The sequence below is a fragment of the Rufibacter aurantiacus genome (assembly GCF_017916345.1).
Taxonomy (GTDB): Bacteria; Bacteroidota; Bacteroidia; order Cytophagales; family Hymenobacteraceae; genus Nibribacter; species Nibribacter roseolus.
The window spans coordinates 447,936-465,267 of the sequence record NZ_JAFMSV010000002.1; the positions used below are offsets into that span (position 1 = coordinate 447,936).

At 54.0% G+C, this 17,332-nt stretch carries 14 protein-coding genes; 7 read left to right on the forward strand and 7 right to left on the reverse strand.

The window, feature by feature from the left end; translation table 11 throughout:
• Positions 1 to 239 precede the first annotated feature (239 nt).
• From J3P34_RS07325 to J3P34_RS07350, 6 genes are all read right to left on the reverse strand, one after another.
• Positions 240 to 488: a glutaredoxin family protein gene (locus tag J3P34_RS07325; RefSeq protein WP_210487526.1), complete on the reverse strand. Its 249-nt coding sequence runs from the start codon at positions 486 to 488 to the stop codon at positions 240 to 242.
• A gap of 74 nt (positions 489 to 562) precedes the next feature.
• Positions 563 to 1,582 carry a glycosyltransferase family 9 protein gene (locus tag J3P34_RS07330; protein WP_210487527.1) on the reverse strand — a complete coding sequence of 340 codons (1,020 nt, stop codon included), beginning with the start codon at positions 1,580 to 1,582 and terminating at the stop codon, positions 563 to 565.
• Between the two features lie 88 nt (positions 1,583 to 1,670).
• The gene (locus tag J3P34_RS07335) at positions 1,671 to 2,288 is read right to left on the reverse strand and encodes a hypothetical protein (protein WP_210487528.1); all 618 of its coding nucleotides are present in this window, start codon (positions 2,286 to 2,288) and stop codon (positions 1,671 to 1,673) included.
• A 256-nt stretch (positions 2,289 to 2,544) separates the two neighbouring features.
• Complete coding sequence (locus J3P34_RS07340; RefSeq protein WP_210487529.1) at positions 2,545 to 3,930, reverse strand: M28 family peptidase; 1,386 nt, start codon at positions 3,928 to 3,930, stop codon at positions 2,545 to 2,547.
• A 120-nt stretch (positions 3,931 to 4,050) separates the two neighbouring features.
• Positions 4,051 to 4,698: a hypothetical protein gene (locus tag J3P34_RS07345; protein ID WP_210487530.1), complete on the reverse strand. Its 648-nt coding sequence runs from the start codon at positions 4,696 to 4,698 to the stop codon at positions 4,051 to 4,053.
• A gap of 66 nt (positions 4,699 to 4,764) precedes the next feature.
• The gene (locus J3P34_RS07350; protein WP_210487531.1) at positions 4,765 to 5,760 is read right to left on the reverse strand and encodes a DUF1028 domain-containing protein; all 996 of its coding nucleotides are present in this window, start codon (positions 5,758 to 5,760) and stop codon (positions 4,765 to 4,767) included.
• Between the two features lie 243 nt (positions 5,761 to 6,003).
• On the opposite strand from J3P34_RS07350, the gene J3P34_RS07355 reads away from it, so the two are divergent.
• The 6 genes from J3P34_RS07355 to J3P34_RS07380 all read left to right on the forward strand — a co-directional run bounded on the left by J3P34_RS07355 (position 6,004) and on the right by J3P34_RS07380 (position 14,590).
• Positions 6,004 to 9,294 carry a VPS10 domain-containing protein gene (locus tag J3P34_RS07355; protein ID WP_210487534.1) on the forward strand — a complete coding sequence of 1,097 codons (3,291 nt, stop codon included), beginning with the start codon at positions 6,004 to 6,006 and terminating at the stop codon, positions 9,292 to 9,294.
• Positions 9,295 to 9,529: 235 nt separating this feature from the next.
• Positions 9,530 to 10,918 carry an ATP-binding protein gene (locus J3P34_RS07360; protein ID WP_210487536.1) on the forward strand — a complete coding sequence of 463 codons (1,389 nt, stop codon included), beginning with the start codon at positions 9,530 to 9,532 and terminating at the stop codon, positions 10,916 to 10,918.
• A gap of 37 nt (positions 10,919 to 10,955) precedes the next feature.
• Positions 10,956 to 12,617 (forward strand): FAD-dependent oxidoreductase, encoded by a 1,662-nt coding sequence (locus J3P34_RS07365; protein WP_210487539.1) that lies wholly within the window; start codon positions 10,956 to 10,958, stop codon positions 12,615 to 12,617.
• 11 nt (positions 12,618 to 12,628) lie between these two features.
• Entirely contained in the window at positions 12,629 to 12,904 is a 276-nt protein-coding gene (locus J3P34_RS07370) for a UBP-type zinc finger domain-containing protein (RefSeq protein ID WP_210487541.1), read from the forward strand.
• Positions 12,901 to 13,827: a bestrophin family protein gene (locus tag J3P34_RS07375; RefSeq protein WP_210487542.1), complete on the forward strand. Its 927-nt coding sequence runs from the start codon at positions 12,901 to 12,903 to the stop codon at positions 13,825 to 13,827. The genes J3P34_RS07370 and J3P34_RS07375 overlap by 4 nt, the downstream gene beginning before the upstream one ends.
• Positions 13,828 to 14,164: 337 nt before the next feature.
• A complete protein-coding gene (locus tag J3P34_RS07380) occupies positions 14,165 to 14,590 on the forward strand; it encodes a transposase (RefSeq protein ID WP_210487543.1) in 426 nt (141 codons plus the stop codon).
• A 235-nt stretch (positions 14,591 to 14,825) separates the two neighbouring features.
• Here J3P34_RS07380 and J3P34_RS07385 read toward each other — a convergent pair whose 3' ends face one another.
• Entirely contained in the window at positions 14,826 to 16,472 is a 1,647-nt protein-coding gene (locus J3P34_RS07385) for an ABC-F family ATP-binding cassette domain-containing protein (RefSeq protein ID WP_210487545.1), read from the reverse strand.
• Positions 16,473 to 16,946: 474 nt separating this feature from the next.
• On the opposite strand from J3P34_RS07385, the gene J3P34_RS07390 reads away from it, so the two are divergent.
• Positions 16,947 to 17,222, forward strand: a complete 276-nt coding sequence (locus tag J3P34_RS07390; RefSeq protein WP_210487547.1) for a hypothetical protein — start codon at positions 16,947 to 16,949, stop codon at positions 17,220 to 17,222.
• The last annotated feature ends 110 nt before the right edge of the window (positions 17,223 to 17,332 follow it).

Here is a 17,332-nt window from a genome sequence, read left to right on the forward strand (position 1 = left end):
GCGAGTGTCTTCTATATTTGACATGGTTCAAGTCTGTGACTTGGACCTAAAATGACCGGCAGTTTGCAACTGCCGTGAGGATACAATTGGACGAGGACAGGTTTATTACTAGAAAATGTAGCCCCTCTTGAGGGGGGCGTAGGGGGTGTTTACACCTGCCGAACACTCATTCCCTTGGCAAATTTCGTAGGGGCAATCCTTTGTGGTTGTCCTGTACTCTGCACGATCTCCACTACACTCTACCCGTTACCCGCCAAAGCAGCATCCAACTCTTCCGGGGAAGGGTTTTTCATGGGGGTTTGCTCTCCTACCACTACCATGGGGAAACGCACTTTACCGCGGTTCATGTCTTTGATGGCTTGCATGGCTTCGTCGCTTTGCTCTACGTTGATGTAGTCATAAGACACGTCATGCGTTTTGAAGTAGTCTTGGATAGCAATGGTTTTCTTGCACCAATCGGCACCGTACAGAATGGGTTTGGCGGCCATAACAAAGAGAGTTGGTTTGCCATTTTCTACGTCTTTTCCGGAAATCAGGCTAAAAACACCCTTTGCTAAGTAAACTATAAAGCACGCTCCACCACAGGCAACTGGAAATCAAAGTTGATTTCGCGCATGCACCGGAAGTGGCGCTCGGGGCATTTGGTGTAACCTATCTTAGAGCAGGGACGGCAGTACAGGTTTTTCACTTCCAGCACCTCAAAGTCCTGGGTGTACGGGTACATCCCGAAGGCAGGAACCGTGTTCCCCCAAATGCTGTAGATCTTCTTCTGGAAGGCCGCCGCGATGTGCATCAAGCCGGTATCGTGACTGAAAACCGCTTGGGCTTGCCGCACCAACGAGGCTGAGCCGTTGAGGTTGTATTTTCCGCAGGCGTTGTAGATAATGGTTCGGTTGGCGGGATTTGGAGATTCGCGGGAGAAATAGGGCTCTGAGGTGAAAAAGACCTCAATCATGCGTGCAATCGGCACGTCTTCTTTTCCTCCCAGCAGCACAATGGGGCCGTTGATCTTCTCGCACAGTTCAATCAGGCGGTCTACGGGCAGGCGCTTGGTATAGTGCTGCGCCCCGATGGCTATCGCGTAGTAGCCTTTCTGGTGAGTCACCGGCAAGGTGCTCAGGTCTACCTCATCTTTCTCGGGGATAAAATAGTCCAGGCCTTTTCCGTCGTTCTGCACGCCTAAAGGAGCCGCCGTGGCCAGGTAACGGTCCACGATGTGCACATCCGGCATCCGGTTGATCTTGAACTTCACCAAAAGCCACTTCTGATAATTGAGCTTATCAAAACTGCGGGCCGGGCGACCCAGGCGGGATTTCAGTACGCGGGTACGCAGATTGTTGTGCAGGTCCAGGATGAGGTCATACCGCTCGGCTTTCAACTGTTGCAGCAAATCCTTTAGGGAATTCTCCAGGCAAAACACCTTGTCTACATACGGGTTGCTGGCAATGATATTCCGGAAGGAGGCCTTGGTGCAGAAATGAACTTCCGCCCCTGGCACCTGCTCTTTCACGCACCGGATAACCGGCGTAGTGAGCACAATATCGCCAATGGAAGAGAACCGGATGATGAGGATTTTTTTCAAGCGCAGTCAGTTTAACCCATCGGCAAAGGTACAGGTCTTGCGGCAGATTTCCCGCGGATGGAAGTAGCGGTCTTAGTCACCTTCCGTTTTAGCCCAGTTTTCTGAAAAAGGCCACCAAAACGGCAACCACTGAAAGTGCCACCGCCAGGTAAGATAGATAGTCTGACTTGCTGGTTTGAGGCTCCTCTACTTTCTGGTGACTGTTGCGGTAAGCGTTGAGGAGAGCGTACTCGTTCATCCAGTTTTTGAGGAGGAGGGTTCGGCGTTTTAACTCCTCCTCTTCTTTAGCGGGCTTGCCCATCGCATTTTTAAGAACTAAAGGCTTTTCAGTTGATAAAAAATCAAGATTCCTTGAAATACTACATTCACTTACGTTTAAGGTTCCGTTCTTATCCAGGTCTGCGTAGAAAATTCCTATCCCCAAATCAAACCGTATCCAGCAACTGTTTTCGACCTGAATGATGAGAGAATCATATACTTTTATATTTCCCTTGAAAGCATCTAAAACAAAAACTGAATAGCTGTCTTTGTCCATATCTACAGACAAGACTTCACCTAAAATGATAACAGGATAATGTCCCAACTGACTTTTAGAAACAGGTAGCCAATTATCTTCATTCTTTGATAAGCAACTACATGCATAGGATCTTACCATAGTAGTAACCACAAAAGCAATGATGAGAAATACTTGTAGGGCTTTATTCATAGAATGTCCTTTTATTGTTCCGCAAGGTTTCTTAACTCTGATGCTCTATTGCCAGGTTTTCCATAAAGCAGCGCCTAAGACACAGCTTAAAGACACTGCGAGTTCATTCGAGCACTAATTACTTCTGCATGTCACGGAAGTAAATCCGCGCCTTAGATAAAGTACATTGCCATTCTGTTTTAGAGCCCTTTTTTGAAAAAACATCAAAAAAGCCTGCAACTCTCGCCGCAGGCTTTCCTTCTAAAGGCATAATTTCTTACAGACCGTATTTATCCAGCAAATACACCAATGCGGCCATAGAGGCGCCGCCTAGTTCCAGTTCGCGGCGGTTTACTTTGTCAAAGGTGTCGTTGGCAGTGTGGTGGATGTCAAAGTAGCGCTGGGAATCTGGCCGGAAACCGATGAGGGCCACGCGGTCATCTTTCAGCGGACCGATATCGGCTCCGCCGCCTTCGCGGTCAATGTCATGCAGACCGTAGGGAGCCAGCAATTGGCGCCAAGCGAAGGCTTTCTGGTAAGCCGCCTCGGTGGTCGTCGCAATCCCGAAACCACGGGGCGTGAAGCCGCCGGCATCTGATTCAATGGCGGCAAGGTGTTTCTCGCCCTGCTTTTTGGCGACCTCGGCGTACTTGGTGCCGCCGCGCAGGCCGTTTTCCTCGTTCATGTACATCACCGCCCTGATGGTGCGTTTGGGTTTGTAGCCCATGGCGCGCATCAGGCGCAGCACTTCCATAGACTGAACGCAACCGGTTCCGTCATCGTGGGCGCCTTCCCCGATGTCCCAGCTATCCAGGTGGCCGCCTACTACAATGATCTCCTCGGGTTTCTCGGTGCCTTTGATCTCGCCAATGACGTTGTAGCTGAGCACATCGGGCAGCCACTGCGGGTTCATGCGGAGGTGGAATTGCAGTTTCTGGTCTTCTTTGAGCAATTTGCTCAATAAATCAGCGCCTTTGGTACTGATGGCCACGGCCGGAATTTTGGGGGCGTCCTCGGCGTAGCGCAGGCCACCGGTATGCGGAAAGTCATCGTTGTTAGAGGCCATAGAACGCACTACCACCCCCACGGCACCCAGGCGTCCGGCTTCAGAGGGTCCGCTGGAACGCTGGTCCACCGCGCCCCGGTACGCGTGTCCGGTAACGATGTGCGTTTGGTCAAAGCCCCGGTTGAAGAACACAATCTTGCCCTGCACCTTTTTCTTGCCCAGCTTCTTCAGCTCGTCCAGGCCGTTTACCTCTATCACCTCGGCGGTGAGCCCGGTAGCGGGGGTAGCGACAGAACCACCAAGGGCCAGCACGTTCACCTCGCGGGTAGGCGTGATCTTGGAGTTCACGATGGCCGCGTATTCCTTCTCGCCCCGAACCCAATGCGGCACCATTACTTCCTGCAAATACACCCGGTCCAGCCCCATTTTCTCCATCTCCTGGCGGGCCCACTCCACGGCAGCGGCGGCCTGCGGAGATCCGCTCAGGCGTGCGCCGATGCGGCTGGTGAGGTAACGCAGTTGGTCATAACTCTGACCTTGGGTAAGCGCCACATCATAAATCCTGCGGATGTGCACGGAATCTTGGTTCTGGGCACTAGCTGCCAAAGGCAAACTGAGGGCGGCGGCCAGGGTAATCTGTTTAAGGGAGCGAAGCATGCTTGTTGTTTGGTGTAGGTGTTTTTCTGAGCTGCGATTTACAACGCAGAAGTCAGAAAGGGAAATGGATAATTGGGAAATAATCTTAAAATTTTTAGGGCCTCTCCGGCCCCGATATTTCTAATTAATAGAACCAATTAAGTTCAACCTTACTTTACCGCCAACCTTCTCAATTGTCCATCCCTCATAAGTGTAGTTTGTCTCGGCGGTATCTTTGTCAATGATAGTGTACCACAAGAAATCATCCCGTTGGGTCTCTTCTAACCGGTAAAGGTTGTTTTCTATACTGTAGACATACTTTTCATCAAATCCTTGGGAAAAGAAGCTCTTAGCTAGCCATTTGGCTTTCTGAATTAGAAATTTTCTATCACTGAATTTTGCCTTGTCAGTAACATAGGTGGCACTGTAGGTAAAATGGTTGCAGCCTCCAATGCTTAAAATCAAACTGTCAGTGGCATTAAGCTTCACAAGCGCACTGGAAGACTGTTTGTCCCAATGGAAATCTTGGTTTTTGTCATACTTCTTTATCGCTTCTGTGGTGAAGTGATAAGTACTGGTATCAAAAACACACTCCTCCACTTCGGGTTCCTCTACATCTTCTTGAATACCTGATGCCGATGAGGCCCTTCGCTGCATCGTATTGGGGATAGTGTCAATAGCTGAAACAGAAGAGGGTTCTGTTTTTTCTTGTGATGATGTTGCCTCACTCGTCTTGGAGCAGCTAATCAGGAAAGAACAAAAAATGAGCAGCAGGGCTTGTTTCATCATAAGCGAATCAACCCTTGCCTTCATTTTAGGAGGGCAAGGGGAAGCACCAAATAGGTAGTTTAAAGCTTACTTCGTTCCGAGGATCTTTTTCAAATCCTCGGCTGAAACGGTGAGCAGGCCTACCGGCGGGAGACGCTCGGTGAGGGTGCGCCAGTTAGGCTCGGCTTTGAAAACGGGTTCCAGGATTTTGATAGCCTCGTCTACTTTGCCGGTGTTGGCCAGCGTGATGCCGTGCCAGTACTGCATCTCCAGGTTGTTGGGCTGCAGTTTTTCGGCGGCGCCGTATTCCTTCATAGCCAGCGCCATGTCGTTTTTCTCCACGGCAAGGTCGCCGTTATTCATGTGCTCATAGGCGCGCTGCACGGTGAGCAAGCGACGAAGCTCGCGCAAAGGCAGTTCGTGGTCGTCTACCCGCAGGTCCACCAAGCGTTCATTCCAGGGCTCTTTTTTGCTTTTACCCGGCACTACCAACAGCGCGGCCGATTGCCTCCCCCTGATGTCCCCGCCCTGGGCTTCAGCGGCGTCCAGCACGGCCAGCATCCGCTCGGCCAACGGCAGGTGCGAGTTCTGCTCAAAGGCTTTGGCCATGGCGGGCCACACAGTTTCGTTCAGCATCATGTTAGCCTGTACCGAGAAGTCTTTGCCCGTAATGTGCCCGGCGTAGGTGATGCATTTTTTACCGGTATGGGTAGCCACGCCGCCTTTGGCATCCAGGATGGCCACCTGGCGCACCTCGCGGCCCGGATCATTGGCAAGCAATAGTTTCAGGGTCTCCTCGGCGGTTTTCCCTTGTTTCATCAAAGCCAGTCCGCGCAACCCGAAGGACTTGTTTGTGAACGACTGGGTAGCTACTACGCCAACGCCGGCCTCGCCCCAACTCACGGAGGTGCCCACGGAGAACCAATGGCTTTGCACCGCTACTGCCATCTCGCCGGTTTTAGGGTCGCGGGCCACAATGGAATAGGTGTGAGCCAGCGGCTCCTGAGGTTTATAAACCTGGGCTACGGCCGGCTGCGTGATGGCCAGGGCGCCGAGACCCAGAAGTATCAAAAGCTTTTTCATGTTGTTTTGTCTAATCAATAGACCTGTAAGATAAGGAAAATTAGCCGCTCTTGGTTTATCCTGCGCCAAGAGGCAGCCGTACAGAAAGTTACCCCACTGCCCCTGCTTTTTGCCCCGTACGTTTAGGGGCCGGTTTCTTTAAAACAGGCTCTAAACGGCACGTTTCCCACCCTGCTTCCAATCCTGCGCTTAGTTCCTTACATTTAGAGGCACAAACCAACCTACACAAACTACTTCCCCTTTATGATTAAACATTTACCCAAGCTCTTCTGCCTGTCTTTACTGGCTCTGGGGCAGGCGCAGGCGCAAACGTTGACCATGGCGCAGTTCAACCAGATGAAGGCCCGAAGCATTGGCCCCGGCGTGATGAGCGGCCGCGTGACGGCCATTGACGCGGTGGTGAGCAACCCAGACATCATGTACGTGGGCGCGGCCTCGGGCGGCGTCTGGAAAAGCGAGAACGGCGGCACCACCTTCACCCCGGTCTTTGATGAGCAGCCCAACATCAACATCGGGTCACTGGCTATCCAACAGAGCAACCCCAGCGTGGTGTGGGCCGGTACCGGCGAGGGTAACCCGCGCAACTCGGTGAACATGGGCAACGGCATCTACAAAAGCATTGACGGCGGCCGCACCTGGAAACACATGGGCCTGGACAAGACCTTCAACATCCACCGCATCATCATTGACCCTTCCAACCCAGACGTGGTGTACGCGGGGGTGATCGGGTTGCCTTTCGGGGACCATCCGGAGCGCGGCTTGTACAAGACTACCAATGGCGGCCAGACTTGGGAGCGCGTGCTGTTCACCAATGAGAAATCGGGCGTGGCCGAAATGGTCATGGACCCCAGCAACCCCAACAAACTGATCGTGGCCATGTGGGAACACCGCCGCACGGGCTGGGATTTCACCTCGGGCGGACCTGGCTCTGGGTTGTACATCACTTACGATGGCGGAAAAACCTGGAAGAAGAAAGGGGCTCCTGATGGGCTGCCGGCCGGGGATTTCGGACGGTTAGGCTTGGCGCAGAGCCGCAGCATGCCTAGCCGCATCTATGCCATGGTGGAGGCTACCAAAAACGGGCTGTACCGCTCAGACGATGGCGGCGAGAAATGGACGAAGGTGACCGAAGACCCTTCCATCGTGACGAACCGCGCGTTCTACTTCAACGAGATCTACGTGGATCCTAAGAACGAGAACCGCATTTACATGCTGTACCAGCCGGTGTCGGTGAGCGAAGACGGCGGCAAGACGTTCAACGTGACGGCCTCCATGGACGCGGTGCACGCCGACCACCAGGCATTCTGGATCCACCCAGAGAACCCCAACCTGATTCTGGACGGGAACGACGGCGGCCTGGCCATCAGCCGGGACCGGGGCAAGACCTGGAGCTTCCCGGAGGCACTTCCTTTCGGGCAGTTCTACCACATCAACGTAGACAACGAGGTGCCTTACAACGTTTATGGCGGCCTGCAGGACAACGGCTCCTGGACCGGACCGGCCTATACCTTTACCCGCGGGGGCCTTCGCAATTACTACTGGCAAACCGTGCAGGGCGGCGACGGCTTTGACGTTGTGCCAGACCCCGAGGATGCCCGCTTTGGCTACGCCATGTCGCAGGGCGGCAGCCTGGCGCGCTACGACAAAGAAACCGGCAACTCCTACATCGCCAAACCTACCTCGCCGGACCTCAAAACCAAGCTGCGCTTTAACTGGAACGCGGCCATCGCGCTGGACCCCTTCAACAAAGGCGGCATTTTCTACGCGAGCCAATTCCTGCACCAATCCGCAGACAAAGGCCTGAGCTGGAAAACCATCTCGCCGGACCTTACCCGCAACAACCCCGCCCAGCAGAAACAGATGGAAAGCGGCGGCCTGAGCCTGGACATCACCTCCGCCGAGAACCACAACACCATCCTCACCATCGCGCCCAGCACGCTGGAGAAAGGCGTGATCTGGGTAGGTACCGATGACGGCCACGTCCAGCTCACCCGCGACGGCGGCAAGACCTGGACGAACCTGCGCGACCGCCTGCCCGGTCTGCCCGCCGAGGCCTGGATTCCGCAGATCACCGCCTCCCGCCACCGCGCCGGTGAAGCGTTTGTGGTGGCCAACCATTACCGTTTCGGGAAGGATTTCAGCGCTTACGTGTATCGCACCACCGATTTCGGGAAAACCTGGACGCGCCTGGTAGATGACAAGAAAGTGCGTGGCTACGCCCTCTCCTTTTTGCAGGACCCTACCCAGCCAAACCTGATGTTCACCGGCACCGAGCACGGCCTGTGGGTGAGCATCAACGGGGGCAAAGACTGGACCCAGTGGACCCAGGGCTTGCCATCCGTTCCGGTCATGGACCTGGCCATTCAGGAGCGCGAAGCAGACTTAGTTATCGGGACATTCGGGCGCGCCGTGTACGTGCTGGACAACATCAAGCCGTTGCGCCAGTTAGCGGCTGATAATGGAAAAACACTCCAAAAACCTTTGGCCGTGTTTGAACCATCAGAAGCCTACTTGGCCTCCTACGCCTCGGCCCCCGGCTACGGCTCCGAGGCCGACAACCTGTACCAGGCGGCCAATAAGCCAGCCGGTGCTACGGTAACCTATTACATCAAACCCAAAGCTAATACCCCAGCTCCGGCCAGCGGCAAAAAAGTCGCGCCTAAAAAGAAGAAGCCCGCCACGGAGCTGAACAAGGAAACCGGCGAACGCATGGCCACTTCCCTGCCCGCCCGCGACAGCGCCTCGGTGCCGGCCGTGGCCCGCGTGAAGGCAGACTCCCTGCAGCTCCGCATCTTCGACGCCGACAACAAGCTCATCAGAACCCTTCGCCAGAAGCCAGACTCTACCTTAGGTTTCCAGCGGATGACCTGGAACCTGACCGAGCGCGGTATCCGGCAGCCTAGCGGTGGCCGTGGCCAGCGGGGCGGCGGCGGAGAGCCATCGGGGAACCCGGTGTTGCCCGGCACTTACAAGCTGGTGATGCAATATGCCGGCAGCAAAGACTCCACGTTCGTGACCGTGAAAGCAGACCCGCGCTTCCCGTTCCAGAAGGAGAACGTGATCGCCCGCCGGCAGCTGGGCGAGCGCCTGAACAAGCAGACCCAGCAACTCACCGAGGTGCTGGACCGCCTGCAGGAAGCCTCTGAGGCCACTGAGGCCATCAACACCCAACTGAAACTGGCCAGCGGCAAAGAAAAAGCTGAGTTGCAGCGCTCCACCAAGGCCATGCAGGACTCTATCAAGACTTACCGCGAGATGATCCAGGGGCAGGGCCTCTCCCGCCAGGGGTACGGCCGTCCGGCCCAGCTTACGGCAGTTTCCAAACTGCAGGAAGCCCGCTCTTACGTGACGGGCCGCTCTGAGCCTATCACCCAAACTGAGACGCAATTGGTAGAGCAGGCAGAGACCCTCACCCAGGAAGCGGTAGGCAAGGTGAACACCTTCTTCTCCACCGTATGGGCTGGCTACAAGCAGAAAGTGCAGTCGGCGGCCCTCAGCGTGTTCAAGGACAAAGACAGCAAAGTGGTGCTTTAAGCCTGTTTTCTAAATAACGGCCCTAAAACGCCCCGTTGCCTTTTGGTAGCGGGGCGTTTTGTTTTGCAGGGTTTTGCTTTCATATCGAAATGACGGAAAGGATGTACTTCTTCAATTCAAAGACTGCTTGTTCTTCGTGTACTTCCAAAGAGGACATCTAAATTTAATATAGAAGAAAAGCCATTACATCCTGATTTTCTTTAAATTGAATCAGGATCATCCATACACCTGAGCCATGAAAACAACCGAAGCCGCCGAACTTCAGGACCTGGCCCTTTTCAAACAGGTTCCTTTGGAGCAACTCTCCTGGATGCTGGAGCATTCCACTTTTCTGGAGCTTATGCCCGGCCAAACGCTTTTCCAGAAGGGAGAACCCGCCGAGAACATGTACGTGGTGCTGGAAGGCCAGATAGACGTGCGGCTGGAGGAAAGCGGGCTCTTAAAACAGGTCTTTACCTTCCATAAAGGGGAAATCACCGGTGTGATGCCTTTTTCCCGGCTTACCCATACCAAGGGCGTGGGCCAGGCAGTGAAGCCTACCCTCCTGCTGGTGCTGCACAAGCGCCACTTTCCCGAGCTGGAGCGAAACAACCCCGATCTGCTGCAGGTGCTGGTCAGCCTCATGGCCGACAGGGTGCGCGATTTCACGCAGATGCAGCAGTTCAACGAGAAGCTTTTGGCCCTGGGCAAGCTCTCGGCGGGCCTGGCCCACGAACTCAACAACCCGTCGGCGGCCATCGTGCGGAGCTCCGCCGAGCTGCTGCGCATCCACCACAACGTTCCCCAGAAATTCAAGCGCGTGATGATGATGCAGCTCACGCCCGAGCAAGTGGACCAGGTAGTGGAATTCACCTTCGCCAAAATTCAGAACTGCAAACTGAGCACCCACACCATGCTGGAAAAAAGCCGGCAGGAAGACGAGTTGCTGGAATGGATGGAAAACCGTCAGTTGGAAGACCCCTACCCCCTGGCCGATATTTTCGTGGAGACCGGCCTGGATCTGGACGACCTGAACCTGGTGGAAAAGATCCTAGACGGGAAGCACCTGGACGAGGTCCTAGAATGGGTGGCCAACGCCCTAACCACCGAGCGCGTGATCAATGATATCCAGGTAGCCTCCAAACGGATCTTTGACCTGGTGAGCGCCGTGAAAACCTACTCGCACATGGACCAGGCGCAGGACAAACAGCCGGTCACCTTGCCCAAGGAAATCCAGAGCACCCTCACCATGCTGGGCCACAAGCTCAAGGAAAAGCGCATCCAGGTGCAGGAAACCTATGCCCCGGACCTGCCCAAAGTCACGGTCTACGCCGGCGAGTTGAACCAGGTCTGGACCAATCTGCTGGACAACGCCATTGACGCCGCCCCAGACCAGGGGATCATAGAAATCAAGGCCTGGCCCGAGGGGAAAACCGTCAAAGTAAGCATCACGGACAACGGCCCCGGCATAGCCCCGGACATCATGGGCCGCATCTTTGACCCGTTCTTCACCACCAAGCCCATGGGCAAAGGCAGCGGCTTAGGCCTGGACATCGTGCGCAAGATCATCCAACACCACGGGGCGGAGATCACCGTGACCTCGGTTCCCGGCCAGACCACCTTCACCGTGCAACTGCCACTGTAAGGCCCTCCGTTTTCATCCTCCTTTTCAGAAACCATTCATGAAACAGCCCATCATTTTCGCGTTAGACGATGATCCGCAGGTGCTCAAGGCCCTGGTGCGCGATGTCCGGCAACAGTTCCGGAAAGAGTACAAAGTCCTGAGCACCACCTCGGCCCTGGAAGCCCTGGAAAGCCTGAAAACGCTCAAAAACCAAAGCGAGACCATCGCCCTTTTCATCTGCGACCAGCGCATGCCCGAGATGCCCGGCGTAGATTTCATGGAGCAGGCCATCAAGATCTTCCCGGATGCCAAGCGCGTGCTGCTCACCGCCTACTCAGACACCGAGGCCGCCATCAAGGCCATCAACGCGGTGGGCCTCCACTACTACCTGCTCAAACCCTGGGACCCGCCCGAAGAAAGGCTGTACCCGGTCATTCAAGATTTGCTGGACGAGTGGCAGGCCACCTTTATTCCCGAGTATACCGGCCTGCGGGTCATCGGTAATCAATGGTCACCCAAATCGCACCAACTCAAGGATTTTCTGGGCGCCAACCTGTTCCCCTTCCAGTGGCTGAACGTGGACGAACCAAACCAGGCCATGGAGCTGCTGCGCCTAAACAACCTGAATGAGAGCCAGCTACCGGTGGTTTTCTTTGAGGACGGCTCCTACCTCTGCCAGCCCGAGATTCCGTCTATCGCGCAGAAACTGGGCCTGAAATCCAACGCGACGAACTCTCTGTATGATGTGGTCTTGATTGGGGCCGGTCCGGCCGGATTGGCGGGCGCGGTATACGGCGCCTCGGAGGGCCTAAAGACCTTGCTGATAGACAAAAAAGCACCCGGCGGGCAGGCAGGCACCAGCTCCCGCATTGAGAATTACCTAGGTTTCCCCAACGGCCTCAGCGGCAGTGATCTGGCGCACCGGGCCATTGTGCAGGCCACCCGCCTGGGCACCGAGTTCCTGTCGCCGCAGGAGGTGGTGGAGATCCGGTTACAGGACCAGTACAAGATTGTACGGCTGTCCAACGGCAGCGAGATCAGCAGCCGAAGCATCATCATTACCACCGGGGTGGATTACCGAAAACTGGAGGCCCCGGGCGTAGAGGAATTCACAGGGGCGGGTATTTATTACGGCGCCGCCATGAGTGAGGCCCACGCGTTCAAAGGGAAACAGGTCTACATTGTGGGCGGCGGAAACTCGGCGGGGCAGGCCGCCATGTATCTGTCCAAGTACGCGGCCCAGGTGTACATCATCATCCGGAAACCAGATCTGAGCTCCACCATGTCGCAGTACCTCATAGACCAGATTAAGGGGACGGCCAACATCCAATTGCTGCCTTTCACTGAGGTAGCGGAGGCCCGCGGCGACCAACGGCTGACCTGCCTGGTGCTGCGCAACGACCAGGATAACACCACGAAGACCGTTCCCGCCGATGCCCTGTTCATCTTCATCGGATCCAAACCCTTCACCGACTGGATCAAGCTGGACATCATCAAAAACTCCAAAGGCTGCGTGGAAACCGGCCGCGACCTGCAGAAGTACCCGCTTTTCCAGAAGACCTGGAAACTGCCCCGCGACCCGTACCTGCTGGAGACCTGTGTGCCCGGTATTTTCGCCGCCGGCGATGTACGGGCGGGCGCCATGAACCGCGTGGCCTCGGCGGTAGGCGAAGGCGCCATGGCCATCAAGTACGTGCACGAATACCTCGCCGAAACCTAAGATTCATTCTGATGATGGAAACCAAAGTTTGTGAGCACCTGCCTTCCCCGGAGAACCTGAAGCCGGCCAATTCTCACGTATGCGCCAAATGCGTGGCCATGGGTAGCACCTGGGTGCACCTACGCCTCTGCCAGACCTGTGGTGAAACCCACTGCTGCGACTCCTCTCCCAACCGGCACGCCACCAAACACTACCTGGAAACGAAGCACCCCGTCATCACCTCGGCGCAACCCGGCGAGAGCTGGGCCTGGTGCTACGAGGATCAGTTGTTCATGCCTGCCTTATGATTGTTTATGAGGCGAATAAAAGCTGGCTGCGGGATGTCCGGCACCTATCGGTGAGTTACACCATGAAACGCATCATGCAGCACACGCTGGTCATGGGTGCTATCACGGCCGTCATTGCCTTTCTCACCTTAGATGTTCTCCAACTTCCCCCTTGGAAAATTGATAGCAGCGTGTTTTCCCTATTGGGCATTGTGCTGTCCATTTTGCTGGTATTCCGGACCAATAGTGCGTATGACCGCTGGTGGGAAGGCCGCCAGCTCTGGGGCCGCCTGGTCAATGACAGCCGTAACCTGGCCGTGATGGTACACGCAGCCCTCCCCGAAGAAGACCTGGATACTCGTCGGTTTCTGGCCGTGCACCTGGCCAACTTCGGCTATACCCTAAAAGAGCACCTCCGGAAAGGGGTACAGTTGGAGGACCTCATTTTCCTCTCGCCGGAAGAGCACCAGCTATACGGCAGCAAAGCGCACCTGCCCAGCTTTATGGCCTGGCAAATCCAGCACCGCATTCAGCAGAGCTTCCGAAACGGCGACATAGCCGGCGAAGACCACCTGAACCTGAAGGTGCATACGCAAGCCCTGCTGGAGGTAACCGGCGCCTGTGAGCGCATCAAAAAAACACCCATTCCATTTTCTTACAACGTGTACCTCAAGCTGTACATCATGGTGTACACCGGCATTCTGCCCTTCGGCCTGATTCCGCATTTCGGGTACTTTGCTATTCTGTTTGTGATGTTCATTGCTTTCGCTTTTCTAGGCGTGCAGCTCATGGCCGAGGAGATTGAAGACCCGTTCGGGCTGGACTGCAACGACCTGCCCACCGGCGACATCGCGCATACCATCAAGAAGAATGTCTTTGAGATTCTGGAAGTACGGCACGTAGAAAATGAGCCGGAGAAGAATTTATACCAGAAAGTGTTTTGAGATTGTTTAGCGAAAATGGCGCTTAAAACGAGGTTTACCTTGGCTTATGCTGTATCTGAATTGGTACGGCATTGCTTCGTAGCACCAACGTCGTTACAGTGTAACGACGCTACGAGGGCGTTTTTTGTAAAGGTAGGGGCATGGTATCCTTTCAGGTGGTTGGTCCGTTTTGGTAGGATCGTTGATTTTAGGTCCGCAGCTTATGCCGAAGTATGACTCTTTTAGTAAGAGGACCCGCCGCCTTCCTGGTTACGATTACCGGTGGGAAGGCTTATACTTTATCACGATCTGTACCAAAGACCGCCTTCCGTACTTCGGGGAGGTGAAAAACGGCCAAATGGATCTGTCTGATGAGGGACTTATTGCCCATGCGTACTGGCTGGAGTTAGAGGATCATTGGCCCCACGTATTTTTGGGTGAGTTTGTGGTAATGCCTAACCACGTGCATGGCATTGTTGGGTTAGAGAAACCTGTAACAGAATCTGCACAAGATGTTAGCGTGGCAGCGACTGACGAACAAGCAAAAGACAGTAATAATGCTATGGCAGCATTGTCTCCCAAAGCAGGTTCTATTTCTAGAATCATAGGTTCTTACAAAGCGGCATGTACCAACATGATAAAAAGCGTGAGTACAGAACCCTTTAGTTGGCAGCCTCGCTTCCATGACCGCATTATTAGAAACAGTCGTGAATTACTACTCATTGAGAACTACATTCTATCTAATCCCGCCAATTGGCAAGAAGATCAATTTTTCAAGGAGTAATCTGTAGCGTCGTTACACTGTAACGACGAGGTTCTACACAGCAACATACGGTTCCTAACCTTTTAACAAATGATCATTCTGCCTAGGAGAAGGCCTGTTTGGGTTGAGACGTTATTGTTTCATGGAACCACGGCGTTACAGTGTAACGCCGCTACGTTTTACCTTAATTATTCAAAACAAAAGATCCCCATCGGCCTTAACCAATGGGGATCTTTCATGTATCCTAATCAGCAGCTTAGCTAGCTACGGTCTTTCTCTCGATCTCGCGGAGGTTCTCCATTTTCTTGTTGCGGAGGAAGCCGTTGATGTCTTCGAAGTGCTCGCGGACGCGCTTGTTCCCGAACTCAAATACTTTCTCGGCCAAACCGTCCAGGAAGTCACGGTCGTGGGAAACCAAAATCAAGGTTCCGTCAAAGGCTTTGAGGGCGTCTTTCAGGATGTCCTTGGTTTTGATGTCCAAGTGGTTCGTGGGCTCATCCAGGATAAGGAGGTTCACGGGTTGTAGCAGCAGCTTAATCATAGCCAGACGGGTTTTCTCGCCACCGGAGAGCATTTTCACTTTCTTCTCTACGGTGTCGCCGCTGAACATGAAGGCGCCCAGGATGTCTTTGATGCGGGTCCGGACATCGCCTACTGCAATCTGGTCGATGGTCTGGAACACGGATAAATCTTCATCCATGAGAGAAGCCTGGTTCTGCGCGAAGTACCCGATCATGGAGTTATGGCCCAATTGCAGTTTGCCTTCGTAGTCAATCTCGCCCATGATGGCTTTGATGAGCGTGGATTTCCCCTCGCCGTTCTTGCCCACAAAGGCCACTTTCTCTCCACGCTCAATGGTCAGGGAGGCATCCTGGAACACGGTATGATCGCCGTACTTCTTGGTGAGTTCCTCCACAATCACCGGGTAGTTACCGGAACGCGGGGCGGGCGGGAACTTGAGGCTAAGCGCCGAGGTGTCTACTTCGTCCACTTCCACCAGCTCCATTTTCTCCAGCATCTTCACGCGCGACTGTACCTGCAGCGTTTTGGAGTAAGTTCCTTTGAAACGCTCAATAAACGCGGTGATGTCGGCGATCTCCTTCTGCTGATCATCGTACTGGCGTTGCTGCTGCTCGCGGCGCTCTTTACGCAGTTGCAGGTACTGGGTGTAAGGCACCTTGTAGTCGTAGATGCGGCCCATGGTTACCTCAATGGTGCGGTTGGTGATGTTGTCCACGAAGGTCTTGTCGTGGGAAATCACGATCACGGCTTTGGCGTTGTTCACCAGGAAATCCTCCAGCCACTGCACTGATTCAATGTCCAGGTGGTTGGTGGGCTCATCCAGCAGGATCAAGTCTGGTTTCTGCAGCAGGATTTTGGCCAGCTCAATGCGCATGCGCCATCCGCCGGAGAACTCACTGGTGGAGCGGGTGAAATCGGAACGCAGGAAACCCAAACCCAGGAGCGTTTTCTCTACCTCGGCATCGAAGTTGATTTCCTCAATGGAGTAGTATTTTTCACTCAGCTCAGAGACATCCTCAATCAGCTTCATGTAGGCATCAGACTCGTAATCGGTGCGGGTTTCCAGCTGGGTATTGAGCTCGTCCATTTTGGCCTTCATTTCCAGAATCTGCCCGAAAGCTTTGGAAGCCTCGGCAAAAACCGTGCTCTCGTCTTTGGTAAGCAAATGCTGCGGCAAATAGGCGATCACCGCATCTTTGGGTGCCGACACTTTGCCTTTGGTAGGCTTGTTTACCCCGGCAATGATCTTTAGGAGGGTGGATTTCCCGGCTCCGTTTTTCCCCATGAGGGCGATCCGGTCGGTTTCATTGATGTTGAAGGTAACGTTACTAAAAAGAGCCGCGCCGTTAAACTCAACGGCGACCGAATCAACTGAAATCATGGTGCGTTTTACAATTAGAAAACAAAGATACTAGTATTTCCCCGATTAGACTGACTTTCAAAAGCCTCTGCGGCGGGCAAACCCAATGGGGAAGAACAACCCTAACATAAGCTGTCTCAGATTTGCTCCATTTGTGGTCTGTTTTTAGAAAATCGGCCTGAAAGTATTATTTTAATGATGAATTATGGTGAACTGAAAACCAGGCGCTGCAACCTAATGGGCCTAAGCAGGGTCATTTAAAAAAGCCAAAGCGATGTGTATGAAGAATATCCTCTACCCTTTCCTGTTTTTACTCATGGCCATCAGTTGCACCCCGGCTGACGAGATCTCCCCCGAGCCAGATCCAAATGCTTATAGGCCAGGGACGCTCGTGCCTTCTCAGGCAATTGGTCAATGGAAGCTGGTGAAGATGACTCATCGGGCCCAGATAAGGGCCAATCTGATTATATATATTCCTTACCCTATGAGGAAGTCTTGCACTTGCAACCTGATAGTTCTGTCATCAGGTACCGGAATGGCGTGAAAGCGACCGGGTCATTTTCCGTCAAAACCAATCACACTGCCACACAATGGTACGTTGCCGTCAAATTTGATGATCCTTCGGTGGCATTCCACACTTTCGGGAATCGTAACCAAGGGTTTGGTCAAGAGATGTGGCTGGGGAACGGGGAAGCGGAATACCTCCTGTTAGACTACTCGCCCGCAGATGGGCCAACTGCTTATTACCAGAAAGTGACGGAGACTAAGTAGACTTCGCCATTTCATTATCCATTTTGTTTCAGCAACCGTTTCGGGCCTGTTTTTAGGGAAACAGGCCTGAAACGGTTTTGACTAGGAGAATAGAAACCGGCATGCTCAGG

Bases quoted from the DNA above. Each gene is read 5' to 3' on its own strand.
- J3P34_RS07325 (WP_210487526.1), bottom strand. From the start codon at position 488: ATGGCCGCCAAACCCATTCTGTACGGTGCCGATTGGTGCAAGAAAACC.
- J3P34_RS07335 (WP_210487528.1), bottom strand. From the start codon at position 2,288: ATGAATAAAGCCCTACAAGTATTTCTCATCATTGCTTTTGTGGTTACT.
- J3P34_RS07340 (WP_210487529.1), bottom strand. From the start codon at position 3,930: ATGCTTCGCTCCCTTAAACAGATTACCCTGGCCGCCGCCCTCAGTTTG.
- J3P34_RS07345 (WP_210487530.1), bottom strand. From the start codon at position 4,698: ATGATGAAACAAGCCCTGCTGCTCATTTTTTGTTCTTTCCTGATTAGC.
- J3P34_RS07350 (WP_210487531.1), bottom strand. From the start codon at position 5,760: ATGAAAAAGCTTTTGATACTTCTGGGTCTCGGCGCCCTGGCCATCACG.
- J3P34_RS07355 (WP_210487534.1), top strand. From the start codon at position 6,004: ATGATTAAACATTTACCCAAGCTCTTCTGCCTGTCTTTACTGGCTCTG.
- J3P34_RS07360 (WP_210487536.1), top strand. From the start codon at position 9,530: ATGAAAACAACCGAAGCCGCCGAACTTCAGGACCTGGCCCTTTTCAAA.
- J3P34_RS07365 (WP_210487539.1), top strand. From the start codon at position 10,956: ATGAAACAGCCCATCATTTTCGCGTTAGACGATGATCCGCAGGTGCTC.
- J3P34_RS07370 (WP_210487541.1), top strand. From the start codon at position 12,629: ATGATGGAAACCAAAGTTTGTGAGCACCTGCCTTCCCCGGAGAACCTG.
- J3P34_RS07375 (WP_210487542.1), top strand. From the start codon at position 12,901: ATGATTGTTTATGAGGCGAATAAAAGCTGGCTGCGGGATGTCCGGCAC.
- J3P34_RS07380 (WP_210487543.1), top strand. From the start codon at position 14,165: ATGGATCTGTCTGATGAGGGACTTATTGCCCATGCGTACTGGCTGGAG.
- J3P34_RS07385 (WP_210487545.1), bottom strand. From the start codon at position 16,472: ATGATTTCAGTTGATTCGGTCGCCGTTGAGTTTAACGGCGCGGCTCTT.